Annotated in this window: 20 protein-coding genes; 6 read left to right on the plus strand and 14 right to left on the minus strand. The window is 42.9% G+C overall.

Features of this window, described 5'->3' with window-relative positions; genetic code table 11:
* Positions 1-146: 146 nt before the first annotated feature.
* The 7 genes from NSS87_RS29970 to NSS87_RS30000 all read right to left on the minus strand — a co-directional run bounded on the left by NSS87_RS29970 (position 147) and on the right by NSS87_RS30000 (position 6,241).
* Positions 147-983, minus strand: coding sequence for a YitT family protein (locus tag NSS87_RS29970; protein ID WP_042192837.1), 837 nt, complete (start codon positions 981-983; stop codon positions 147-149).
* A 45-nt stretch (positions 984-1,028) separates the two neighbouring features.
* Positions 1,029-1,520, minus strand: coding sequence for a VanZ family protein (locus NSS87_RS29975; protein ID WP_052404457.1), 492 nt, complete (start codon positions 1,518-1,520; stop codon positions 1,029-1,031).
* 29 nt (positions 1,521-1,549) lie between these two features.
* On the minus strand, positions 1,550-2,404 hold the full coding sequence (locus NSS87_RS29980; protein WP_339243977.1) for a M15 family metallopeptidase: 855 nt from the start codon (positions 2,402-2,404) through the stop codon (positions 1,550-1,552).
* A gap of 123 nt (positions 2,405-2,527) precedes the next feature.
* Positions 2,528-3,223 (minus strand): response regulator transcription factor, encoded by a 696-nt coding sequence (locus NSS87_RS29985; RefSeq protein WP_042192843.1) that lies wholly within the window; start codon positions 3,221-3,223, stop codon positions 2,528-2,530.
* Positions 3,224-3,349: 126 nt separating this feature from the next.
* Positions 3,350-4,357, minus strand: a complete 1,008-nt coding sequence (locus NSS87_RS29990) for a sigma-70 family RNA polymerase sigma factor (protein WP_339243980.1) — start codon at positions 4,355-4,357, stop codon at positions 3,350-3,352.
* Between the two features lie 101 nt (positions 4,358-4,458).
* Positions 4,459-5,139 (minus strand): YdeI/OmpD-associated family protein, encoded by a 681-nt coding sequence (locus tag NSS87_RS29995; RefSeq protein ID WP_339248704.1) that lies wholly within the window; start codon positions 5,137-5,139, stop codon positions 4,459-4,461.
* 67 nt (positions 5,140-5,206) lie between these two features.
* Positions 5,207-6,241: a stalk domain-containing protein gene (locus NSS87_RS30000; protein ID WP_339243981.1), complete on the minus strand. Its 1,035-nt coding sequence runs from the start codon at positions 6,239-6,241 to the stop codon at positions 5,207-5,209.
* A gap of 166 nt (positions 6,242-6,407) precedes the next feature.
* Between NSS87_RS30000 and NSS87_RS30005 the strand changes: the two genes are divergently transcribed.
* Positions 6,408-6,917, plus strand: coding sequence for a GNAT family N-acetyltransferase (locus tag NSS87_RS30005; RefSeq protein WP_339243982.1), 510 nt, complete (start codon positions 6,408-6,410; stop codon positions 6,915-6,917).
* 54 nt (positions 6,918-6,971) lie between these two features.
* Here NSS87_RS30005 and NSS87_RS30010 read toward each other — a convergent pair whose 3' ends face one another.
* A complete protein-coding gene (locus NSS87_RS30010; RefSeq protein ID WP_256716184.1) occupies positions 6,972-7,427 on the minus strand; it encodes a RidA family protein in 456 nt (151 codons plus the stop codon).
* A 76-nt stretch (positions 7,428-7,503) separates the two neighbouring features.
* On the minus strand, positions 7,504-8,562 hold the full coding sequence (locus NSS87_RS30015; RefSeq protein ID WP_339243985.1) for an LLM class flavin-dependent oxidoreductase: 1,059 nt from the start codon (positions 8,560-8,562) through the stop codon (positions 7,504-7,506).
* 228 nt (positions 8,563-8,790) lie between these two features.
* Between NSS87_RS30015 and NSS87_RS30020 the strand changes: the two genes are divergently transcribed.
* Both NSS87_RS30020 and NSS87_RS30025 read left to right on the plus strand, forming a co-directional pair.
* A complete protein-coding gene (locus NSS87_RS30020; protein WP_339243987.1) occupies positions 8,791-10,512 on the plus strand; it encodes an EAL domain-containing protein in 1,722 nt (573 codons plus the stop codon).
* 48 nt (positions 10,513-10,560) lie between these two features.
* The gene (locus NSS87_RS30025) at positions 10,561-12,216 is read left to right on the plus strand and encodes a diguanylate cyclase (protein ID WP_339248705.1); all 1,656 of its coding nucleotides are present in this window, start codon (positions 10,561-10,563) and stop codon (positions 12,214-12,216) included.
* 73 nt (positions 12,217-12,289) lie between these two features.
* Here NSS87_RS30025 and NSS87_RS30030 read toward each other — a convergent pair whose 3' ends face one another.
* Positions 12,290-12,631, minus strand: a complete 342-nt coding sequence (locus NSS87_RS30030) for a zinc ribbon domain-containing protein YjdM (protein ID WP_042131582.1) — start codon at positions 12,629-12,631, stop codon at positions 12,290-12,292.
* Positions 12,632-12,849: 218 nt separating this feature from the next.
* Here NSS87_RS30030 and NSS87_RS30035 point away from each other — a divergent pair, with 218 nt between their 5' ends.
* Complete coding sequence (locus NSS87_RS30035) at positions 12,850-13,188, plus strand: DUF4234 domain-containing protein (RefSeq protein WP_052404459.1); 339 nt, start codon at positions 12,850-12,852, stop codon at positions 13,186-13,188.
* An 85-nt stretch (positions 13,189-13,273) separates the two neighbouring features.
* On the plus strand, positions 13,274-13,579 hold the full coding sequence (locus NSS87_RS30040; protein WP_262495595.1) for a DUF2752 domain-containing protein: 306 nt from the start codon (positions 13,274-13,276) through the stop codon (positions 13,577-13,579).
* 12 nt (positions 13,580-13,591) lie between these two features.
* Here NSS87_RS30040 and NSS87_RS30045 read toward each other — a convergent pair whose 3' ends face one another.
* Both NSS87_RS30045 and NSS87_RS30050 read right to left on the minus strand, forming a co-directional pair.
* The gene (locus NSS87_RS30045) at positions 13,592-14,245 is read right to left on the minus strand and encodes a response regulator transcription factor (protein ID WP_042192856.1); all 654 of its coding nucleotides are present in this window, start codon (positions 14,243-14,245) and stop codon (positions 13,592-13,594) included.
* Complete coding sequence (locus NSS87_RS30050) at positions 14,242-19,320, minus strand: AAA family ATPase (RefSeq protein ID WP_339243998.1); 5,079 nt, start codon at positions 19,318-19,320, stop codon at positions 14,242-14,244. Before NSS87_RS30050 ends, NSS87_RS30045 begins: the two co-directional genes overlap by 4 nt.
* Positions 19,321-19,523: 203 nt before the next feature.
* On the opposite strand from NSS87_RS30050, the gene NSS87_RS30055 reads away from it, so the two are divergent.
* Positions 19,524-21,383: a patatin-like phospholipase family protein gene (locus tag NSS87_RS30055; RefSeq protein ID WP_339244000.1), complete on the plus strand. Its 1,860-nt coding sequence runs from the start codon at positions 19,524-19,526 to the stop codon at positions 21,381-21,383.
* 98 nt (positions 21,384-21,481) lie between these two features.
* Here the strand turns inward: NSS87_RS30055 and NSS87_RS30060 are convergent, their stop codons facing one another.
* Together NSS87_RS30060 and NSS87_RS30065 are read right to left on the minus strand one after the other, a co-directional pair.
* Positions 21,482-22,117: a response regulator transcription factor gene (locus tag NSS87_RS30060; protein WP_339244002.1), complete on the minus strand. Its 636-nt coding sequence runs from the start codon at positions 22,115-22,117 to the stop codon at positions 21,482-21,484.
* A gap of 55 nt (positions 22,118-22,172) precedes the next feature.
* Positions 22,173-22,706 carry a LemA family protein gene (locus NSS87_RS30065; RefSeq protein WP_339244004.1) on the minus strand — a complete coding sequence of 178 codons (534 nt, stop codon included), beginning with the start codon at positions 22,704-22,706 and terminating at the stop codon, positions 22,173-22,175.
* Between the last annotated feature and the right edge of the window lie 145 nt (positions 22,707-22,851).

Here is a 22,851-nt window from a genome sequence, read left to right on the forward strand (position 1 = left end):
AATGAGCGAGTGTGCGCTGAATCACTTTAAAATTTAATAAAATGTGAACAAACAGAAAATGCAATGATATCCATCACATTCGAATGCCCAATCCAAAAAAAAGCCGCCCAAGCAGCTCAGGTAGCTACCGGACAGCACTTTCACTCTTATTTTGCCAGCTCCACAAAGCCTTCTCCGAACACATCTCTTACATCGTGAATGGCGATAAAAGCCTCTTTATCAATCGATCTTACGATTTTCTTAAGCATGGTTACTTCCTGTTTGCTAATGACAATATAGAGCAGCTCTTTGGGTTCTTTAGTATAATACCCTCGGCCATAAATGACTGTGACCCCTCTATCCATGATTCCATTAACTTGTTCAGCAATTTTGTCCTGCTCCTTGGATACAATCGTAACAGCCTTCTTAGGATTCACTCCCTCAATAATGAAGTCCATCACCTTAGTCGCTACATAGAGCATCACAATCGTAAACATTAGACTTTGAACACCAATGATGAAATACGAAGCAAATACCACAACTAAATCGACTAGGAGAAGAGCGTAGCTAACGTTCCAATCCAAAAATTTATGCAGGATTCTGGCGATAATGGTTGACCCTGCGGTCGTCCCACCCACACGTATGATCATTCCGATACCCACACCAGACAAGATGCCTCCAAATATTGCATTGATGATCAACTCATCGCTGGCGATATGCCAATTCTTCGTAAGAATCAGGAATAACGAGTTAAAAAACACCGCAATAATCGTGTATACTGTCGTCGTTTTGTCCAGAAATTTATAACCCACAATCAATAATAAAGCATTAAGAATTAAGCTAACAATACCTGGTGACCACTGATACAAATAGTATGTAATCATAGTCAGTCCCGTTACCCCGCCTTCACCGAACTCGTTCGGAATCACAAACAAGTTAACGGCCAAGGAAAACAGCAATGCTCCTACAATGATGGAAACAATATCCGAAATACGCTTTTTCATACCATGCCCCTTCTATCCTCTGTCTATATCTACCATCCACAAATACTAACACCGCTTCGATATAGTTGTAAACAATCCAGAAGAAACCAGCATTCTATATATGGCGTAACCGACTACCCCACCGCAAGTGTTTAAGATCAGATCATCCACGTCAAAGGTGCCGATATACAATACTAATTGTGTAACTTCAAAGCTCAGACTCAGCGCAAAAGAGAGCATGAAGACCTTTTGAAATAACCTTACTTTTTGCGACAACAGCATTGGAACAAAGACTCCAAACGGAATAAACGCAAGAAGATTGCCCACTAAATTAAGTGATGAAAAAGGATCTGAAAGTGACAGATGCTCTATCCCCCGCGAGATCTCTTTAAAGGGTACATAGTTGCCCTGTCGCTTAAAAATTCTGTCGGGATGCTCGAGCATACGCCCTGCCTGTTCCCAAAGTGATTGCAAGCTAAAAGGTGCGCCTTTAAATACGATAATTCGGATCAAAAAATACATATAGACAATAAATACGGCTGCCAGCAATAATGTCATAGTAGACTCGCTCTTAGGCTTCGTACTCATCAAAATGTAGTGACAATTACGCCATCCATATTATCGCCCGACGTTTTATATTGCCCTTCCTTTGGAATCTTAATACTTGTATATCCTGATACTGGATAATAGTTCACCGTATATGTTTTGCCGTCTACAACCGTTGAAATTTCACTATTTTCCTTCAAAAGATCTAAATATTGTTCCAGCACGATCCCCTTCTCCTGAATGATCGCACTGTGCGGCAAGCCGACATAACGGAAGTGCCAAGGTTCATATTTAATCCCCGTAATCTCCGTTTTGTCTTTGGGATAGCGTAGAATAAAGCCGTATTTCCACGCATTCTTTTCCAGCCATTTACCTTCAGGTGCTTTGCTCATTTCCGATTGAGACGATCCGATGTCCAGCGATAATCCTAAATTATGTTCGCTATATTGCGCTGGAAGAGCATAGTCTGAACCTTTTTCCTCATACAATTGCTCTTGCTCCTCAAAGTCCCTGTACCCACTGCTAATTAAAAAATGATTCACGCCATCCTTCTCAGCGGCCTTGATCATCTTATTGAATTTATGTGCCACACTTTCAGACAACCGAATCGAGGTATCTAGTAATCCATAGCCCTGAACCAGATCCTTCTGATCAAATAAGGTCACAATATCAGACTTCACGCTGTCCTCATGTACCGGATATTGTTTGTTCACCAGCAATAAATCCCCTTGATATACCTGATCTTGCGTAACCACCTTTAAACTATCACTATCTCTAATCGATCCTTTCTGGATCTTATCATTCTTATCAGCTAAATTACCCGTATCCGGTAAATAACGAGCGGCTGCGTAACCAAGAAATAACACAACGATCACCAAAAAGCCCCACTTTTTCATCCGTAATGTCCTCCCATTTCCTTAAGACGTTTATGCTTGATAGGAATAGAATAACGAAGACACTTTAAAGAAAAGCAGGACAATTATAAAGTTTTTCTTAAAATGTATAAGGGCTCAGCGGCCTTACCCAGTAAAGGTATATCCTACACCCCAGATTGTCTTAATAAATTTATTCTTATTGATGTCTTCACCAAGCTTTTTGCGCAAGGTACGGATATGCACCATGACCGTGTTGCCACTCTCATAATAAGCTTCTCCCCATACCTGCTGGAAGATACTCTCCGCGCTAAACACCTGCTTAGGATGGCTCGCCAATAAATGAAGAATATCAAACTCTTTCGGAGTTAGGTCTATTACCTCGCCGTAAAGAGTGACGGTATGTTCATCTGGTGAAATCGTCAACCCACCAACTTCGAGGACCGACTTAAGAACGGCTGCGGGCTGACTGAATTGTATAGAGCGCCGTAGTTGAGAATTAACGCGGGCGACTAATTCCATTGGATTGAACGGTTTGGTCATATAATCATCTGCGCCCATGACAAGTCCCGTGATCTTATCCAGATCAGAAGTCTTCGCGCTTAAAAAAATAATCGGCAGATGATGCTGCTCCCGAATGTGACGGGTTACCTCATAGCCATCCAGCCCTGGCATCATAATATCCAGAATCGCCAAATCTATCGTTTGTGACTCAATAGCTTGTACCGCTGCACGCCCATCGGATACTTTAATGATATGATACCCTTCTTTTTGCAAATGCAAAGCCACCAGATCCGCAATCTCCGCCTCATCATCCGCAATTAAAATCGTAATGCGCTTCATCTATATTTCACCCCTGTAGGTTTATGCTATATGATCTACATCCATTATACCCCAAACTTAAAAACCACTCCTAGGATGAAGTGGTTTTGCTGAAATCTATGATGAATAAATAGAACTGTTGTAATATTATTTATTTTTATGATAACTCTCTAGCAGAGCCTCTAATGAGATGCCATTAACTGTGACGCCTGAAAGATTGCAATCTTTTATCTCTACATTCGAAAGATCACACTCTACAAAAGATGTGCCGTTAAGCTGGCATCGTTCAAACTTATTGCCTTTACCATACAAGTGAATATCATGAAAATAGGCTTCTCCTAATTCACTATTGCTAATCTCAATTTCCCACAATCCGACTTCATTAAACTTAACAAGATGCATATTGATATCGTTAAAAGTAGTACTGCTCATATTAATATTGTCAAACTTAGTACCCGCCATATTTACATTAGAAAAGTTCGTCTTAGGCATATCAATATCATCGAATTCACTTTGGCCCATGGCCACACGACGAAAGTTGGTTTCAGGCATTCTTTCATCCTGAAAAACTCTCTTTTTAAATTCGTCCTGCAATTTGTTTTCACTTAGATTGTTATTCACTGTACTCAACATCTCCCTTTTTAAGATCGTTCTTGATCTGCGGAGTCTACTCTCAACAGCTTCGATGGATAGATCAAGAAAACCGGCGATTTCCCTAACCTTGTAATTGTCGATATAGTAGAGAATCGTGGCTATACGGTTAGCTTCTGATAAGGTGTTTAATGCCTTCCACACATCTTGCTGGAGTTCTTTTCGGAGGAGCTGATCTTCAGTGGTCTCCAGCTGAGAAAACTCGATTTGCTCCATGAATTCATAGGCAGCTTTCTTCTTATTCGCCCTAAACCAATCCATACATTCCCGTGTAGTAACTGCATACAACCAACTGGCGAGTTTCTCTGGCTCCTTTAAGTTGGGTAAATTACGATAGGTCTTAACAAAAACCTCTTGTGTAATGTCTTGCGCTGTGTGGAAATCACCCAATTTACCGTAAGCTACCCCGTATACTGCATTGGAATATTTGCCGATAAGTCCACTGAATGCATCCATATCCCCTTTACACACCTTATTTACCAGTTCTGCATCCGTACAAGTCACTATCTGCCTCCTTAACAATCAAGCTCATAACATAGACGGAAAGGGAGTTCAAAAACCGTCTTTATGCCTGCAAATAATCTTTTTAATGAAGAAAGATCGGATTAGATTTCAGTACTACTGGCTTGCCGATACAACTCTCGACTCTTATAACCAGCCCGTAAAATCATCTTCATTTCCTCTTTACGCTTAGCTCTTGTTGCCTCTTGTTTGGCACTATAGACATATCGAGCCCAGTCTTTGCGGTATCCTGGGGTAAGCGATTGATAGATGGCTAGAAGCTCCGGTGTATCTTTCAGATCTTCTTCCACATTTGGAATGAAAGAAATATAGTCATCTACAGATTGACTTGGGTTATTGGAAAGCTGACCTTTCCCCTTAGCGTCCTCTTTCAACCCCACAACTGTAAAGACATCATCCAAACCTACCATGCGTGCAAATTTAATATTGCTTGTCCCGATGTAGCCCTTCTCATCACTGCCCAGACCCTCTAGTAAGTCGTCACGATGAATATAGGTCGGATACACTTTGTTTCCCTTTTTAGGATACGCCACAAAGAGATAGCCATTCTTATGAAGATGCTGTTGCTCAATCACACGGTTCACTAGTTCCTGTAACGACGCCATGTCTAGTACAAAGGCAAATATAAGATCATACGCCCCATTTAGCGAAGTATCATAATCCGTCAATTCCGCTAAATAATCGGAGCCTTCTGGTTTACTCAATATCGCTACTTGGTTGTATTTTTGTAAGTTCAGCTTTTCTACGATGGTTTTAGTCACTATGCTTCATCCCCCAAATGTATTCGGATGCTTCTTCATCGTGATCATTATAGCTTAATCGCTATCCAATCTAAAACATTCTACGGGCCGTCACGAAACGCTTCTTCCACTTCTCACTAAAATCTTCATAATGCACGCCAAGTTCCTTCGAATACGTATGCAATATCTGATTATTCCCCGCATACATGGCAACATGACCAATGTCGAGACCACGGGCACTAAAGAACAACAAATCCCCTTTACGCAGCTCGTTGATCCCGACTTCCTTCCCTTCTTTGGCTTGATTATAAGAGGCACGTGGCAGATCCACCGACAATACGTTCTCAAATAAATGCCCTACGAAAGAAGAACAGTCAAAGGTAGACGTTTGGTTCGTTGCTGCACCAAATTCATAAGGGGTTCCCAGATACTTCTCTCCGTAAGCAAGCAGCGCGTTTCCCTGCTTCTCAGCGAGCGACTCACTAGTATAATCGCTATATTTCGGTTTAGCAGATATGTATCCCGTCTTGTTGTCTTGCGTCCGCACTTCTAACCAGAGAGCATCCACTTCTCTAACGATATGGACTTTATCGCCTACGGACAACATTTGCTGGACACCTGATTGATCCGATGAATTCGGCGAACTGCGCAAGTTAACCCCATAACGAATCGTTGTATCGTAATTCATCGCTGAGTAGATACGGACGGTCCGAGTGTTGGCCTCCCACTTCACGGTGCTGCCTAGAGCCTCGCTGACAAAACGCAGCGGCATCATCGTATTACCACCGACAACCTGACCCGGAACGGTTAAGCTTAAGGCTTGTCCATTTTTGTTCGCGGTTAAATCTCCTATTTGATAAGTCAGCACCAGATTTCCCTTAGTGGCCTTAACAGTTTTGGTATCGTTGTTCCAGTTGATATTTGCTCCCTGTTCTTCAAACAGCTTGCGCATGGGAACAAGCGTTGTACCGTTTATGAGCAAGGGTTGAACCTCTAATTCAAGCTGCCGATCATCCAGAAAAACGCCCGTAACCTGATTCTCAGGCATCACTGCCGCATGGGCTGGAGCTGTGTAGAGTATAGATGTAAGAAGTAGAAGTAGTATCGCTTTCTTATGAATTCTCATGATGTCATCACCTCGTTGATTGATATGTTCAATTATTATTACTAAAATTAGGGTAATTAGTTTTGTTACAATTATTGGGGTTGCCGTTTCAGCGAGAAATAAAAACATTTTATGATATTCTATTGATAGGATGAAGCGAAAGATCTAGGAAAGGCAGGCACATGTCATGAGGCTTATGTTTCCACAGGTGAATACAGCGGAAGAAACCGCTGAGGTTGCTCGATTGGCGGCAGAAATATGGCGCGAATATTATGTTTCCATTATTACAATCGAGCAGATAGATTACATGATTGATAAGTACCAATCGGTTCCAGCGATTACGGATCAGATCCATCATCAGGGCTACGATTATTACTTGATCCATAACGATGGCTCCGCAGTCGGATATATTTCGGCCAGACAAGAAGAGGGAAAGCTCTTCTTGAGCAAGTTTTATATAAGCAAGGAGTACAGGGGACGCAGCTATGCCAGCCAAGCGTTGGCATTCTTGGAGGACCTGTGCAAAGATCGAAACCTAAGCCATATTTGGCTGACGGTCAATCGTCATAACGAATCGAGTGTTGCGGTATATGAGAAAAAAGGCTTCCGGACCGTACGGGAGCAAATTGCGGATATCGGGAATGGATTCGTCATGGATGATTTTATTATGGAAAAAGAAATTCCAGTTTTAACATAGCCTATATTTAAAAAAAGAGGACTGCGGTCACCTTTCGGTGCCACAGCCCTCTTTTTAATCCACTTCAAAAATAGAATCGATAATGATCGGAAGATTATCCCTTACAGAAACAGCGCCCAATACCGAACGAGCATGACTGCCCTTGTCCCCGAATACCTCCAGCATTAAATCCGAACAGCCATTGAGCACTTTATGATGCTCTTCGAATAAGGGATCTGCATTCACAAATCCTTGAATTTTGACCACTCTCTTCACTTTATCCAAGGAGCCTAAAGCTGACTCAAGGACGGCAAGGATCTCTATACCAGTCTGACGTGAAAAATGATAGCCTTCTTCGGTGGTGAAGTCTTGTCCCAGCTTGCCTTTGGGATGCCCGGCAGGTCCTTTTCCCGATACAAAACATAATCCATTAACAATAACGTAGTTAGCATATTTTGCCGCCGGTTCACTAGCACTAGGTAGGACAATACCTAATTCCTCAAGTCTATCCGCTATGATTCGATCCGCCACTTCAGTTCCCTCCCCCAATCAGTACAACCTCAATAAATTGGTAAGATTATACTGATTAATCCAGAAAGGGTCAATCCTATTTTGGTTCGACCTCTGCTTCCCATCTCGATATCTCAGCTCGAACAATTGGCGCTACTTCAGTACCCAATAGCTCAATGGCTCTCATTACATCCTTATGAGGCATCGTACCTAGCGGTACATGCAGCATAAAGCGTGTAATGCCTACGTGTTTACGTAGGTGAATGATCTTCTCAGCAACAGTATCTGGATCTCCTACATACAAGGCACCTTCAAATCTGCGCGCCGCATCATAGCTTGCCCGACTGTAATGACCCCAGCCGCGCTCCCGTCCAATCACATTCATGCTAGCCTGCGTAGAGGGGAAGAACATATCGGCCGCAAGCTGATTATCCTCTGCAATAAAGCCGTGCGAATGTGAGGCAACCGGAAGCTTCGACACATCATGTCCTGCTTGGGCCGCCGCTTTCTTATAGAGCTTCACCAGTGGAGCAAATTGCAACGGACTTCCGCCAATAATCGCGAGCACAAGTGGTAGCCCGAGCAGGCCAGCACGAATCACAGATTCCGTATTGCCTCCACTGCCAATCCATACGGGCAAAGGATTCTGAACGGGGCGCGGATAAATCCCCAGATTATTAATGGCTGGTCGGTGATTTCCACTCCAGGTTACTTTTTCGGATGCCGTTATTTTTAACAACAGGTCCAGCTTCTCATCGAATAACTCATCGTAGTCATTTAAATCGTATCCAAAGAGCGGGAAAGATTCGATAAAAGAACCCCGCCCTGCCATGATTTCTGCCCGTCCATTTGAGATTCCATCAAGTGTTGCAAAATCCTGAAATACACGTACTGGATCAGCAGAGGACAGTACGGTTACCGCACTGGTCAGCCGAATTCGTGTCGTCTGTGAGGCAGCCGCAGCCAGCAAAACTGCTGGAGAAGATGCGGCATAATCCTTTCGATGATGCTCACCCACACCGAATATATCTAAGCCCACCTTATCTGCAAGAACAATCTCCTCTACTACCTCGCGCAATCGCTGTGCATGACTTATTAACTCCCCCGATTGAACATCCGGTGTTGTTTCTACGAACGTACTGATACCTATTTCCACTTACGATTCCCCCTTAACTATAATTTTCTCTTCGAGTTGTTTGTTTGATTATAACACAAGTTACGTTCAAGCAGAGCTAGGTATTAATGCCTAGCTCCAGCTTGTCCAAAAACTCATTCTTAAAATTTGCAGAACATCACTGACAAATAGAGGATTTTGATGAAATATGTTGAAATGATCTAAAACAAGTAGCTCTCATGCATCTCATGCTTGATATAGGAGGGACATATGCTTCAAAGAAATAAACACAAAAATTCCATATCCAAACAAACCTTCAATCCTGTTCGGGGCTCCTTAAAAATCGCCGTAATATATTTTATTGTTGGGTGCTTATGGATCCCTTTAACAGATAAGGCCGTTTCCACTTTTACGAGAGATCCGGAGTGGATAAGACTTATTAATATAATTAAAGGCTGGTTCTTTATTCTCATAACAGCTTTGCTTATCTTTGCATTAATTCTAGGTACTCTGAAACGGATTAAAAGGATCGAAAAGAAACTGGATCTTGCCTATAGGGATAGGGTGAGCGCCCACGAGAATCTAGAGGCCGCCTATGAGGAAATCACAGCTACGGAAGAAGAGCTCAGACAGCAATATGATCAGCTCATTGAGAATCAAGAGAAGCTAGCCATGAATGAAGAAAGGATGCATTACCTGGCGTATCATGATCTATTAACCGGCTTGCCCAACAAATTAGCTTTTTATGAGAATGGGCCTCACATCTTTGAACTGAATAACATTGCAGCCTTAATGTTCATCGACATTGATTACTTCAAATATGTAAATGATACGATGGGCCATGAATTTGGTGACCGGCTAATTGTTAAGGTTAGTGAGAGATTGGTGTCCCTGGTTGGGAGTAGTGGGGAAGTGTATCGTTTCGCCGGGGATGAGTTCATCGTTCTTTTATATTCTATTGAGAACAGTCAGTGTATAACTAGTGTAGCCTCTCACATTATTGCCGGTTTTAAAGATGCGATTGAGATGGATGACAGTCTGCTACATGTTAGCCTAAGCATCGGAATCAGTGCTCACCCCGAACATGGAAGTAATATTATGGAACTCCTTAAATGCGCAGACATCGCTATGTATAAAGCCAAAGACGCTGGCAAGGGTCAAATTATTGTCTTTGATCAACCGCTCAATGATACCTTTACTGAGCGAATGAACATTGAAAAGCAGTTGTATAATGCTTTAGAAAAAAATGAGCTAGAGGTATTCTATCAACCCCAGATTGATCTGACTCAGAACAGGGTGACGGGACTAGAGGCTCTTATGCGCTGGAACAACCCTATACTAGGCATGGTCCCTCCGGATAAGTTTATCAAAATAGCAGAAGATTCCCACCTCATCATTCCTCTCGGGGCGTGGGTGCTCAGAACAGCCTGTGCCTTTTTAAAAACTCTTCATGAGCAAGGATTATCACATCTGACGATGTCTGTTAATATTTCAATGCTGCAGCTACTGCAAAGCGACTTCAATGAGTTAGTTCTAGACACCTTGCAAGCCTCCGGACTAGATCCTGAATACTTAGAGCTGGAGATTACAGAGAGTGTTCTGGTTGAATCTTACGAATATGTGAGCAGTAAACTGACTGAACTCAGAGCTCACAACATCAAAATTGCCTTGGATGACTTTGGTACTGGTTATTCCTCCTTAAGCTATCTTACTCATATGCCGATCTCGACTTTAAAAATAGACAAGTCCTTCATTGATTCCATTCGAACAGGGACACATCAAGCCGTTCTTGTCGAACAAATTATTATGATTGGTAAACGCATGAATATGTGTGTTATTGCAGAAGGTGTGGAGCGAACTGTACAACTCGATTACCTGCAGGAGCAAGGCTGCGATAAAATTCAAGGTTACTTGTTCAGTAAGCCACAGTCCGCACAGAGCGTAAAAGAGCTGCTAACCGAGTGGGAGAAGGTTTCGAGCTTAAATGAATAAAGATGAACCTATTTTTTTATATAAGAAGGTGTTACCGAATTGAATGTCATGACATGGATTGACTTATCATTATTCTTCGTTCTTTTCGTTCTATTCATCTACATATTTGTTACTGTAACAATCACTAACTTACATAAGGTTTACTTGACTTTCCATTTCACGATGATGTTATGGCCCTTCTGTCAATTTGCTCTCAAAACTACAGCGGATCCCGATGTTCAATTGTTTTATGTGAAGCTAGCTTTTATTGACTCGATACTGTTAACGATTGGATGGCTTCTTTTTACGATATTTCTCACTGGAAAATCATATCTCCTCCGAAAAAAGAAAACGCTGATCCTATACATTGTCGCAGCATTGATCTTAATAGGAGTGATCGTCAATCCAAAGCAAAGCTTTGTACTGCCAATGCATGGTGGATATGTTGAAAGATCTTATGGTCCGCTTTTTTGGCTGTTTATTCTCTTCTTGATCTGCACCATTATTATTTCTCTGTATATCATCTATTCAGCGCTTATATCGAACGCCACACAGCGGATCAAAAAACAGGTTACTCATGTACTCAAAGGTGTGCTGGTGCTGACTGTATTTGTATTACTGGATGTCTTTCTTAATGTGGTACTGTTTAAATCTCAGCCGGTGATTCCGGGGATGACCTCTCTGGGGATACTAATCTCTGCCATCTTTTTCGTCATTGCCATCCATCGCGATAAAATATTTGATCTCGTAACCATCGCTCATCAGGATATCATTGACACACTCACACTAGGTATTCTTGTACTGGATGATAACGAGACTGTGGTAGAGATCAATCGATCGCTTTTGCCAAAAATCAACCTACAGATCGGTGATCGCTTCGACTTATCGGCGCTAACACCCCTGGAGCAGACTGCCAGCGCTTTCCGATTGTTTCAACATACATATCTTAAACAGCCCATGGAGAGAACCGAAGTTGAAGTATTCTACACCTCGCTCCAAGCATACATCAATATTACAGCGGAACCCATTGTCGTAGGCGAGATCATGGTTGGACGGATTCTCACCTTTCAGGATAGAAGCGAGCTGCATCGCCTCATTGCTGAGACTAATCAGCAGAACGAGATCCTGCAAGAGCGTAATCTGGCATTAATTGCAATCCAGAATGAGCTTTCTCAGACCAACCAAAAACTCAAGCAAATGGCTATAACCGACAGCTTAACAGGTTGTTATAACCGTCATTACTTAACACAGTACTTAGAACAAGAGATCATAGAAAATATGATATTGAAGCAGCCTTTTGCCATCATTCTACTGGATATCGACTTTTTCAAAACGGTGAATGACAATTACGGCCATTTAGTGGGCGATGTTGTAATTTGCAGCACGGTAGAGGTCATTAAGCAATCGCTAAGGGAGACGGATATTCTGGCACGCTATGGCGGGGAAGAGTTTATCGTCTATTTACCAAATACGAATCACACACAAGCAAACCTCTGGGCAGAACATATAAAATTCATGATAGAGGCCAATAAAGTACATGTGGATGATGTTACTCATTCTGTATCCATCACTGTAAGCATGGGACTACTGTCCATTAATAATTTTGCAGAGCAGTATGCAGAAAGCCCGACCAATCAACTAAATGATTTATTCGAATCTGTGGACAAAGCTTTATATCAAGCCAAAAATGCAGGACGAAACCAAATTGTTGAAATCATAAGATGACACGCTTTTAAATATTACCTAAAAAAAGAAAGAATCAGCCCTACTTCTATCGAAGGTAAGCTGATTCTTTTCTTTATATCTTTTTAACAAATTCGGATTTTAATTTCATAGCTCCAAACCCATCAATTTTGCAATCAATATCATGATCTCCGTCCACTAAACGGATGTTTTTGACTTTGGTACCTATCTTCAGAACAGATGAGCTTCCTTTTACCTTAAGGTCTTTGATTACAGTTACTGAGTCGCCGTCGTTTAATACATTGCCATTGGCATCTTTGATAACCTTTTGATCTTCACTATTCTCAGACTCTGATTCTAATGTCCACTCGTGTGCACATTCCGGGCAGACTAGTAGACTTCCATCTTCATAAGTGTACTCAGAATTACATTTCGGGCAGTTCGGTAAATTAGACATTGTTTCATTTTCTCCAATCGTAGTTCAAATTCTAGCTGTCTTGCGGCTAATCTTTAAAAGTATATTTCATATTCATGAAGGAATCCACTATATCCAGATAGTAAGCTTGTTCCACGTTTCTTAAAAAACAAACTACCAAATATTATCTTGTATATATTTTCACAATTGTCTATGATAATAATGTAAAATTTTCATATAAATACATAGGAGAGTGAACAATGATTAGTCAAAGGAGTGTCGCATTTTCCATTATACTGTCATTAATTACATGTGGAATATACGGAATATTTTGGTTTATTGTTCTAACGAATGACGTTGGAAAGCTAAGTGGAGACTACACATTCACAGGAGGAAAGCATTTTCTTCTAACATTGATTACTTGCGGGATATGGAGCCTGGTTTGGGCCTACCAGATCGGTAAACATGTTGCAGAAGCTCAAAGACAACGCGGCTATCTCGTGTCCGATAATTCAGCTCTGTACGTGATCCTCACAATCTTTAGTTTTGGTATTGTCACATACGCTTTGGTGCAATCTGATGTTAACAAATTGGTATAATTTTACGATTCATAGAAGGACACACCCTAAACTATTTTGGAGTGTGTCCTTAAGTCTCCTTGGCTTACTGTATTTCACTGTATGGATGCCTTTAACCAATCTAGGTATACCTTGTCTATTTCATGAATGGACTGGATTTTATTGTCCGGGATGTGGAATCACAAGAGTTATTCTATCCTTGTTAAAGTTCGACTTCGTTCAGGCGTTTAGATTTAACCCGTTGCTATTTATTCTAGCGCCTCTGTATATGTTGTACTTAATTACTGAAAAGAAACGTATCCAACCACTTAGCCATGGAATTATGGCTGTGATGTTGATCCTAACCGTTACATTTGGAGTACTGAGAAATTTTCCAATGTTTGATTACTTGGCCCCTACAGTAATTCGTTAGCATCAACTATGGTTACATAATAGCTTGAAGGCGCACAATCGCTTGAGCCCGGTCAACCACCTCTAATTTGCTATAAAGATTACTAATATAGTTACGGGCTGTCCCCTCCGCAATATGCAGTGTATCGGCAATTTCGCGATTGTTAAGTCCCCGGATAATGAGCTGCGCCAGCTCCTCTTCCCGTTCTGTCAGACTCATACGATCTACATTGGATCTTTGCCAATGTTCGTACTCCTCCGTCAATCTATTCATCCTCGTCGCCAATTTGGCTGCTACCGGAGCTGGCAGAATAAATTGCCCGGATATCGTATCACGGATCGAAGAAATCATTTTATCAGCATCCATATCCTTCAGCATATAGCCGCTTGCTCCAAATGCCATACCCTCAACAATATAATCGGTCTCTATAAAAGTGGTTAAAATCAGAATGAATATATCCGGACGTATCTGCTTGATCCGTTTTAGTGCACTGATCCCATTCATGATCGGCATTTGAACATCAAGCAGTACCAGATCGGGTTGGAATGCTTCCACCATCTCGCAGGCCTCTTCCCCGTTCTTGGCAGCGCCGACCACCTCCATATCATCCTCCAGATCCAGAATGGTACGAAGTCCTTCACGCGTCAACAATTGATCATCGGCAATTACAATCTTTATCTTACTCATTTTCTATTCCCAACCCTTCGCATTGGCAGATCGATTTCCAGTAGACATCCCTCATTCATTTCTGAATCGATGGATAAGCTACCTCCCAGTTGCTCCACCCGTTCTTTCATCGTCCTAAGTCCAAACCCCATCACTATATGACTATCTCCTGACCCACGATCTTTGAGCCTAAACTGTAAATTTGCTCCGACAGACTCCAGACTAAAATGAAACTCCGTACTCTTACCGTGTCTGATTCCGTTCGTTAGGCCCTCCTGCAAAGCATGATAGATGGCCTTTTTATAGGCTGTTGACATGGCCTCCGGCAGATCATAAATAATGGCATGGACGACAACGCCCGCATTACGTTCAGTATCGCGTATCAGTTGCTTCAACATGACCGTGAGGTCCGAATACTTGTCCTCCTTCAGCATATGGACAGAGCCGCGGATTTCATTCAAGCTATGCCGAACAAGATCCTGTGCTTCAACCAGTCGCTGAAAACCACTATCTATATCTTTTTTCTGAAGCAGCCGCTTGCCAGCTTCAATCTGCAGAATCGTCGATGTAAGTGTATGCCCAACAATATCATGAATCTCTTGGGCAATACGATTGCGTTCCTCAAAGACGGTAGCTTCGGCCAAAGCCGCAGATGTTTCTCGCATCGAACGCTCCAGACTACGAGTTCTTTCTACAACTTGGTCCTCTAGATTTTTTTTAAGATATTGGATTCCCGAATACAGCTTGGCGTTAGCGATTGAGATTGCGCATTGTGAACCAAGCAGCTTGAGCACATCGAGTCTACTTGGCGTAAATACACCCGGGGATAGGTTATTCTCCAAATAGAGCAAGCAAACCAATTTATTCTGATTCATGATAGGAAGACAAAGAACCGATTTCAGTCTATTCTTCCTAACGTAAACGTTACGCGTAAATATCCCCTCACTGAGCGCATCATGTAATACAACCTGCTCCTGTGTTCTTGCTGCATAGGCTATAATCGCTGCCGGAACAAGATCTGACTCTTCCCCGAGAGGAACAGATTCGATATGCTGAGCTTCTGAGGTACCATAAGCTTCAACCATCCATTTGCCATCATGATCAAAAATAACTGCCCCATATTCGGCCCCAGCATTGTGGAGCATGATCCGCATCAGCGTGGCCAACAATCGACTCATCTCCATCTCGCCCGATAAAGCTTGAGCAGACATAACTACAGAAAGGGAATCGACTCGATCGAGCCTGGGCTCCCGTTTAATATGCAACAAATGGCTATGCTGCTGCTCAAGGTCAGCCGCTTTAGCCTTTGCGCCCCATTGCAGATAAGCCTCGTAGGCCTCAGTCATATAGATTCTTGCTAGATGTAATTTGCCATGACGAAGTCCATATTTGCCGTAGCATTCCGCCGCCATCGCTAAATCGTGAATATGGCCATTGATACGAGCAGCCTCAATAGACTGCTCATACAAGGCTTCAGCTTGTCGTGGATCCCGCGATAGGCGAGTCAGCTCAGCCTTCATCAACAAATATTTATGCTCATAATTTTCCGGGCAACGCTTAGCAAACTTTTTCATTTTCTTCAGCCGACTGTGCATTTTTACCCGGTATACACGTTGCTCTTCAGCGTTATATTCCTCATACAACTGAGCCCAGACTAAACATTCATACACGGTCTGCATAGGACTGTCTAAGCCATCTTCACGTGATTTTATAATGGCAGCTGATTTCGCTAATGCCTCACTGGCTTCGCGGTACTCCCCAAATACATAACCTGTCAAATATCGGTGTATCCAGACCATTTCTTGTATAAAATTAAAGGTATCTCCATGAACCGACTGTGCAAAATCAGGTTCGCTAATCTCTACGATGTTAAATGGATCATCTAGTGAGCGATAACCTGTCAATCGAACTAGAGTAGCTGCAGCTATGATAGCCTGCTTACAGTGAAGACTGTTGTTATGGCGCAGCAAATCACCGGAATGAGCAATTAACCGATCATAGATATCGCCTAACGGATGGCCAAATTGCAAAAGGGAGGCACAGTTGATTAGCACACTCTGGTTGCCCTTCCATAAGTCACCTGATTCCAGTCCCACTTTACCTGCTTTCTCGGTAAACATACGGAGCATAGTTGGATCATAATGCCGCCAGCTATCGTAGCACATTGCGAACGCAGCTAAGGTTGTCATATGCACTTTCGGATAGGGTTCCGATAAGCTGCACGCCAGCATGGCCCATTTAAATGTTTCTTCATCATTACGGAAGTAATAGTATTGAAACATTGCATAGCCTATGAATCCAATGGAAGCCTCCGGAGTCATCCCATAATCGAGCGTCAATTCAATCATGGTGAAGGAAGAAGCGAGCCACCCATCTCGGTTGACATAGAAGCAGGCATTGCTCGTATGATCTAAAGTGATCATTGCGACTCTACGAGCCTCGTCGGTCATCGGCGGTAAAAGATTAAGCGATTCGAGTGAAACCTTCTGTAGTCTGCGCCGCAATTTTAACCATTGAAGCGTCAATTGAACATAGCTAGGATCAAATTGATGACTCACTTTCAATAGCGATAATGTATGCCGACCTAAGGAGATAACCTCTTCATGGTTATCATTACTTGCTTCCAATTGAACCTTCATCGCGTAGATGTAAGCCTTATCCGTATTTGTCGCAGCTTTATGGATTAACAGATGAAATAATTCATTAGCCTTATCAAAATGTGAACATAAGTATTCGAGCTCGGCCCTCTCACGAAATACCCGGAAGGTTAGCCCATAATGCTCCTCCCAGCTCTGCTCCTCTAGTATCGCTGTTGCCTGAAGCATATATTGTAAGGCTGTCTCATGTGCAGTGGTTTGCTTCGCTTTTATCCCTGCCTGTAAGTTCAGCTCTACCAGTTGAAGCCTCTGTTCGGGGCGATCTATCCATGTAAGCGCCTGATTGAAATGATGGACCGCTTCAAATAGAATCGTTCCTTCACTAAGAGAGCTGCGGCCTAGCAATAGCATGCCAATCCTCCAATGTAGCTCTGGGCGCGCCTCTTCGGGAACAAGAGCATAAGCCGCCCGATGAATGCGGTTGTGCTGGAATTTAAAATGCGTATATTCCTCCCCGTTAACAGGTTGTAGCACACGTCCATTTACAGCGACTTCCAACGCTTCGGTCAATGTCTCTACCGGAATCTCCGTAATTTCGGCAAGCGTACCCACATCAAATATGCTGCCCAGTAATGCAGCTCTACTAAGTGCATACACCGTCTGATCTGGAAATTGCTGTAATTTACTTGAAAGATAGGCTGCTGCATTATCAGGAACATTCAATTCAGTAATGCGCTGGAGGTCCCATTTCCAGCTTCGAAGATCCTCGTCAAATTCCACTCGCTGATCATCAATCAAATCCTGAAGGAATTGCTTAATAAATAGTGGATTCCCATCTGTCTTATGCAGAAGTACCCGCGCTAACTCGTCCAAGTCAGCAGCCTCGTAACGCATAACATCCAGAAGCAGTTGTTTTAAATCGGTGAGTTCAAGCGCTTGTAGAGATATTCTACTCATCACTACGTTGCGGTCTATCAAATGCTTTTCCAGCTTACTGAGTGGGTGCAGCCTCGTGATTTCCCGATCACGATAGGAAAGAACGATTAGCAGATGACTCGTGGCCGTGTCCTCTATAAGCGAAGTGAGATATTGCAGCGATGTTTCATCTGCCCATTGCAGATTGTCCAATATCAAGATCAAAGGATGATCTTCATGGGGAAAGAGTTGAATAAATCGGCTCATAATTAATTGAAATCGATGCTGAGCTTCCAGCGGCGGCAACGGAGGCACGGAAGGTTGGGGGCCAATCAAGAGCTCAAGCTTAGGGACAAGTTCGATCAATAATTGCCCGTAACTGTCCACTGCCTGTAAAATACGCAGCTTCCAAACCTCCACCTGCAGCTTCGTTTCCATCAGCAGTTGACTGACCAATTCTTCTATAACTTGATGCCAGATGCCATAAGGGAGTGAGGTATGTAGAGATTCGAATTTGCCTCTGGCGAAAAAACCATCCAAAGAAATCGAATTTCTAAGCGTTTCTTTTAGAAAGGTTGTTTTACCGATACCACTCTCACCACTAAGCCAGACCGTCTTTACAGCACCTTGTGATGCTCGTTTCAGTGCTTCTCGTAAGCTTAGTTTCTCAAAATGTCTTCCGTAGAATCGTTCCGATACCATCCAGCGTTCCGGAATATCCCAGCTTCCTAATAGGAAGGGCTCGATGTACCCGTATTGTTGTAGGTGGGTTAGACATTCCTCAAGATCCGACTTGATTCCAAAGGCGCTGGCATATCTCGCATCAGGCATTTTCTCCATGCATTTAGCAACAATGTCAGAGACAGTTAGAGGAATAGTGGGAAACCTGCGATGTAAAGGCTCAGGTGTATCTGCAAGATGACGGTATACAATATCAACAACATCATGAAGCTCAAAGGGGCGACTGCCTGAGAGACATTCATACATAATGACTCCAAGCGAATAAAAGTCAGAACGATAGTCCGGGTTCAACCCAGTTCGACCCGTTTGCTCTGGGGATATATAAGGAAGCAAGGCATCCGGCCGCCCGCTTAAGGGTGACAAAGGACTGGTATCATTTTCAGCGGAGCACATTCGTATATCAATAAATTTCACTTCAAAAGTAATTGGATTGACGATTAGATGAGCGGGGGTCAGTTCATTTAGTGTTATTTTTTCACGATGAATTTGCATAAGGCAATCAGCAACAGCGATGGCGATCCGAAGCAGCACTGGAAGCTCCAGTGAATCAGGTGTACGCAGTATCTGATCCAGCGTACTCCCCTCTATATCTTTTAGGAGAAGGACTGGCCGATCCGGCGTGATTTCCAGGCTATATGCCTCGATTGCTCCACGACCACTAAGTCGCTTAAGCATGTCATACTCATGACGAAAAGCATCAACCATAGTAGATCCCGGGTACTCGCCTGTAGTTGTCTTGGCGATAACCCTAAGGCCATCTTCTTGACGTAGGAGTCTGTACAGCCTGATATCTGAGGTAGTCTCTATCAGATCTAAAGTTTGGTATCCTTGCAACTCAAACATAAACAGCACTCCCTAGTTACAATTAGGTAGACAGAATAAGCAATCTCGCAAAGCAATTATACTCATTATATCATCTGATCTCGCCATAGAATCCTATGTTGTAATTAACTTTGTCATCTATTTTGTCATATGACATCTATAAAATTCCATTGTGATAATATAGGAAAAAATACTCAATCATCCCCACATAAGGAGGATTCAAATTGCATCTTTCCTACATAGACTACCCTATGCTTGAGCACCTGTCCGATGAAGAATTACAGCAGTTAGCTCCAGAAATGCAAGAAGAGCATTATGAACCCGGCAAGCTTATCATGCAAAAGGGCGAGGTCAGCCAGCGGGTTTATATTTTGGTATCCGGTCAGGTACAAGTATTTATTAGTACGGAAATAAAGGTAGAATTGGCTATACTCTCGAAAGGCCAGTTCTTCGGGGAAATGTCCTGTCTTACCGGAGACCCCATCAGTGCACATGTAGAAGCGATCGATAACGTTCATGTAATATCCGTATCCAGAAGTGGCATGCTGCTGTTAATGGACAAAAATCGCGAGTTCCGTAGCCAGATCATCGAATCCATGATCAAGAGAATCCAAAATTCCAACGAACGTGTACTGGAGGAGCATTCGAAAAGTCAGATCATCATGAAGCTTCATGAATCCGAGGAACAAGAGCGCTATGGTGAACTGATCGGAGAAAGTGCCGAAATGCGCACACTACTCAGATCGATTGAACATCTGTCGACGGAGCGGGTCCATGTTGTCGTGATAGGTGAATCCGGTACAGGGAAGGTAAATGTAGCAAGAGCACTTCATTACCGAGCAACGAACGGTCAATACCCGCTACTGGTGTTAAATGTAGCAGACATGAGCCTTGTTGATTGGGAGACCAAGGTTATTGCGGCAAAAGGAGGAACCATTGTCATCGAGGAAGCAGAATCCTGTCCTTCTGAGAAGCTACTACAGCTGCTGGAGGCAACTGCACAGATTCGAATCATCCTGACTAGCACTTGTCCCTTGAAGATTGTTTCCCACTTAGCGGTCTTGCCTGTGCCTCCTCTTCGTGAGCGAACTGAAGATATACCGCTGCTTGCGCAATACTTTCTAGAAAAAGAAGGAGCGGGCAATGCGCAAGAAATCCTCTCTCAAGATGCCCTGAGCATGCTGTCCCTGTTCCCTTACCTCGACAATAATGTAGAGGAATTACGAAATATCGTGAGAGAAGCCTATATTCGTAGCGAAGGACGTATGATCTACAGTCACCATCTCCGCTTCGGCCGAGTCCGAAAAGTAGGAGACCGCCCAGTTATTGGTCTGGCGTTAGGAAGCGGCGCAGCCAGAGGCATGGCTCACCTTGGGGTGTTAAACATTCTGGAGCAGGAGGGCATTCCCATAGACATGATCGCAGGAACAAGCGTTGGATCTATGGTCGGAGGAGCCTATGCAGCCGGAATGTCTGTAAAAGAATGTATGAAGGTTCTTTCTACGATCAGTTGGGGACAACTGGTGCGTCCAACCTTCCCTATGCGGTCCCTTGTTCATAACGCGCCCATCATCAGCTTTATCGAAAAGCATGTCGGTAAGCGTCTAATTGAGGAGCTGCCGATACCCTTTGGCGCGATAGCCTCAGACGTCTCCACCGGTGAGGCTCATATCATGAGGACGGGTTCGCTTGCACATGCCATTGCCGCAAGTACAGCCGTTCCCGTAGCCATGCGACCTGTCAACTATCAAGGAAAGCACTTAGCCGATGGAGCCATTGTTCATCCTGTGCCAGCTGCGCTAGTAAGAAGCATGGGAGCTGATATTGTGATAGCAGTTAACGTTTGCCCTGAATCCTTCACGAAGGGAGCAGCCAGACATCTAATAGATTCCTTAATGAATACGATTGACATCATGAGCGCAAAGCTGATAAAGGAAGAGCTGCAATTAGCGGATGTAATCTTGCGTCCCGATCTTGGCTTCAATCAAATCAGCTTTAAGGATGCGGACGATTACATAGCCGCCGGAGAAGTGGTAACAAGAGAAGCGATTACCCAAATCCGCCAAAAAATAGCCGCTTCCTAAATACATTGCATACAAAAAAAGAAAAATTCAGGAGGTGTCCCAAGAGCTATGAACTGCTACTGAGACACCTCCTCGTATTTAAAGCTAATGTTATATTTTTACTCATAACACATTTCATATTTCGTTAGCCCTATCGCGTTTGCGTACAATGCTGCCTGTGTCCGATCATTAACCTGCAGCTTCGCTAAAATCTGGCTGACATGCTTCTTCACCGTAAATTCACTGATATATAGACGTGTAGCAATCGTTCTGTTGCAAGCACCTTGTCCAAGTTCAATCAGTACTTCCTTCTCTTTCGGTGTTAATTCATCCATCGGACTGCTGCCGCTAATACGCATCTTTTCTTCCATTAGACCAGGATCATAGTACTTTCTCCCTTTATGCACCAATTGGATAGCAAAGAGTAACTCCTCCGGCAGTGCCTCTTTTAGGACATATCCATCTACTAGTACTTCTTCAGCCCTCAAAAAATCCTCTCTGCTCGCAGAGGAAGTCAACAGAATGAACTTACTAACCATACCGCGAGCACGTGCTGTCTTAATGATATCCAAGCCCGATTCATTAACAAGCTTAAGATCAATGAGAACAATATCTGGCTTTGTCGCTTCAATCACATCAAATGCTTCTTGACCATTCGTGGCTTCACCAGCGAATTGCACACCTGGCTGCATTGAAATGACAGATGCCAGCCCTCTTCTAACTAAAGGATGATCATCCACAATAACGATTTTCATAGAAACGCCTCCCTCTAAATCTCATGACAATCTTAATTCTCTATATCAAGTCCACTTAGGTTACCGTCCAATTAATTTCTGCCCGTTTGGCCCCTTCCATCTTGAGCAGGAATTCCGACTTAAATCCAATAGCCGCTGCAAATAAAAAATTAGGAAAAGTACTTATCATCGAATTATAGCTTGTCACATTTTCGTTATAGATACGTCTACTAGCAGATAGATTTTCCTCTAAAATATTAATCCTTTGTTGCAATTTGATATATGAATCGCTGGCCTTAAGCTCTGGATAATAGTCTGCCTGAACATTGATCGAATGAAGATACTTTTCCATTTCCACATATCTAGTCAGCTTCTCAACCGGAGAATGATGATCACTTAAACCTGCACCTATTCTATGTACTAACGCCAATGTTTCGTGTTCATGTGCGGCATAAGCAATAACCATCTCCGCAACTTCAGTTAAGGCCTCAAACCGATTTTGCAAATAAACTTCTATAGTAGAAAAAGATTCTTTTACAAGATTACGCATGCTAAACAATCGAATGTAAGCAGCTATTAAATAAGCTCCGATTGTAAAAGCGATGACCAATCCGATTCCTAAAATCTACATCACCTCTTGTGTATTTAATTGAATAGGCTGGAAGAGTTGGACCATCTGATTCATTATAATTAAAAGACTTGTCTGGTTATAGTGAGCGTTGTCATCACTTCTGTCATATTACAAAATGGATAAT

It is taken from the genome of Paenibacillus sp. FSL F4-0243 (assembly GCF_037963295.1).
Lineage (GTDB): Bacteria > Bacillota > Bacilli > Paenibacillales > Paenibacillaceae > Paenibacillus_AQ.

Bases quoted from the DNA above. Each gene is read 5' to 3' on its own strand.
- NSS87_RS30030 (WP_042131582.1), bottom strand. From the start codon at position 12,631: ATGTCTAATTTACCGAACTGCCCGAAATGTAATTCTGAGTACACTTAT.
- NSS87_RS29980 (WP_339243977.1), bottom strand. From the start codon at position 2,404: ATGAAAAAGTGGGGCTTTTTGGTGATCGTTGTGTTATTTCTTGGTTAC.
- NSS87_RS29970 (WP_042192837.1), bottom strand. From the start codon at position 983: ATGAAAAAGCGTATTTCGGATATTGTTTCCATCATTGTAGGAGCATTG.
- NSS87_RS30045 (WP_042192856.1), bottom strand. From the start codon at position 14,245: ATGAGTAAGATAAAGATTGTAATTGCCGATGATCAATTGTTGACGCGT.
- NSS87_RS30005 (WP_339243982.1), top strand. From the start codon at position 6,408: ATGAGGCTTATGTTTCCACAGGTGAATACAGCGGAAGAAACCGCTGAG.
- NSS87_RS30060 (WP_339244002.1), bottom strand. From the start codon at position 22,117: ATGAAAATCGTTATTGTGGATGATCATCCTTTAGTTAGAAGAGGGCTG.
- NSS87_RS29975 (WP_052404457.1), bottom strand. From the start codon at position 1,520: ATGACATTATTGCTGGCAGCCGTATTTATTGTCTATATGTATTTTTTG.
- NSS87_RS30035 (WP_052404459.1), top strand. From the start codon at position 12,850: ATGATTAGTCAAAGGAGTGTCGCATTTTCCATTATACTGTCATTAATT.
- NSS87_RS30040 (WP_262495595.1), top strand. From the start codon at position 13,274: ATGCCTTTAACCAATCTAGGTATACCTTGTCTATTTCATGAATGGACT.
- NSS87_RS30000 (WP_339243981.1), bottom strand. From the start codon at position 6,241: ATGAGAATTCATAAGAAAGCGATACTACTTCTACTTCTTACATCTATA.
- NSS87_RS29985 (WP_042192843.1), bottom strand. From the start codon at position 3,223: ATGAAGCGCATTACGATTTTAATTGCGGATGATGAGGCGGAGATTGCG.
- NSS87_RS30025 (WP_339248705.1), top strand. From the start codon at position 10,561: ATGACATGGATTGACTTATCATTATTCTTCGTTCTTTTCGTTCTATTC.
- NSS87_RS30050 (WP_339243998.1), bottom strand. From the start codon at position 19,320: ATGTTTGAGTTGCAAGGATACCAAACTTTAGATCTGATAGAGACTACC.
- NSS87_RS30020 (WP_339243987.1), top strand. From the start codon at position 8,791: ATGCTTCAAAGAAATAAACACAAAAATTCCATATCCAAACAAACCTTC.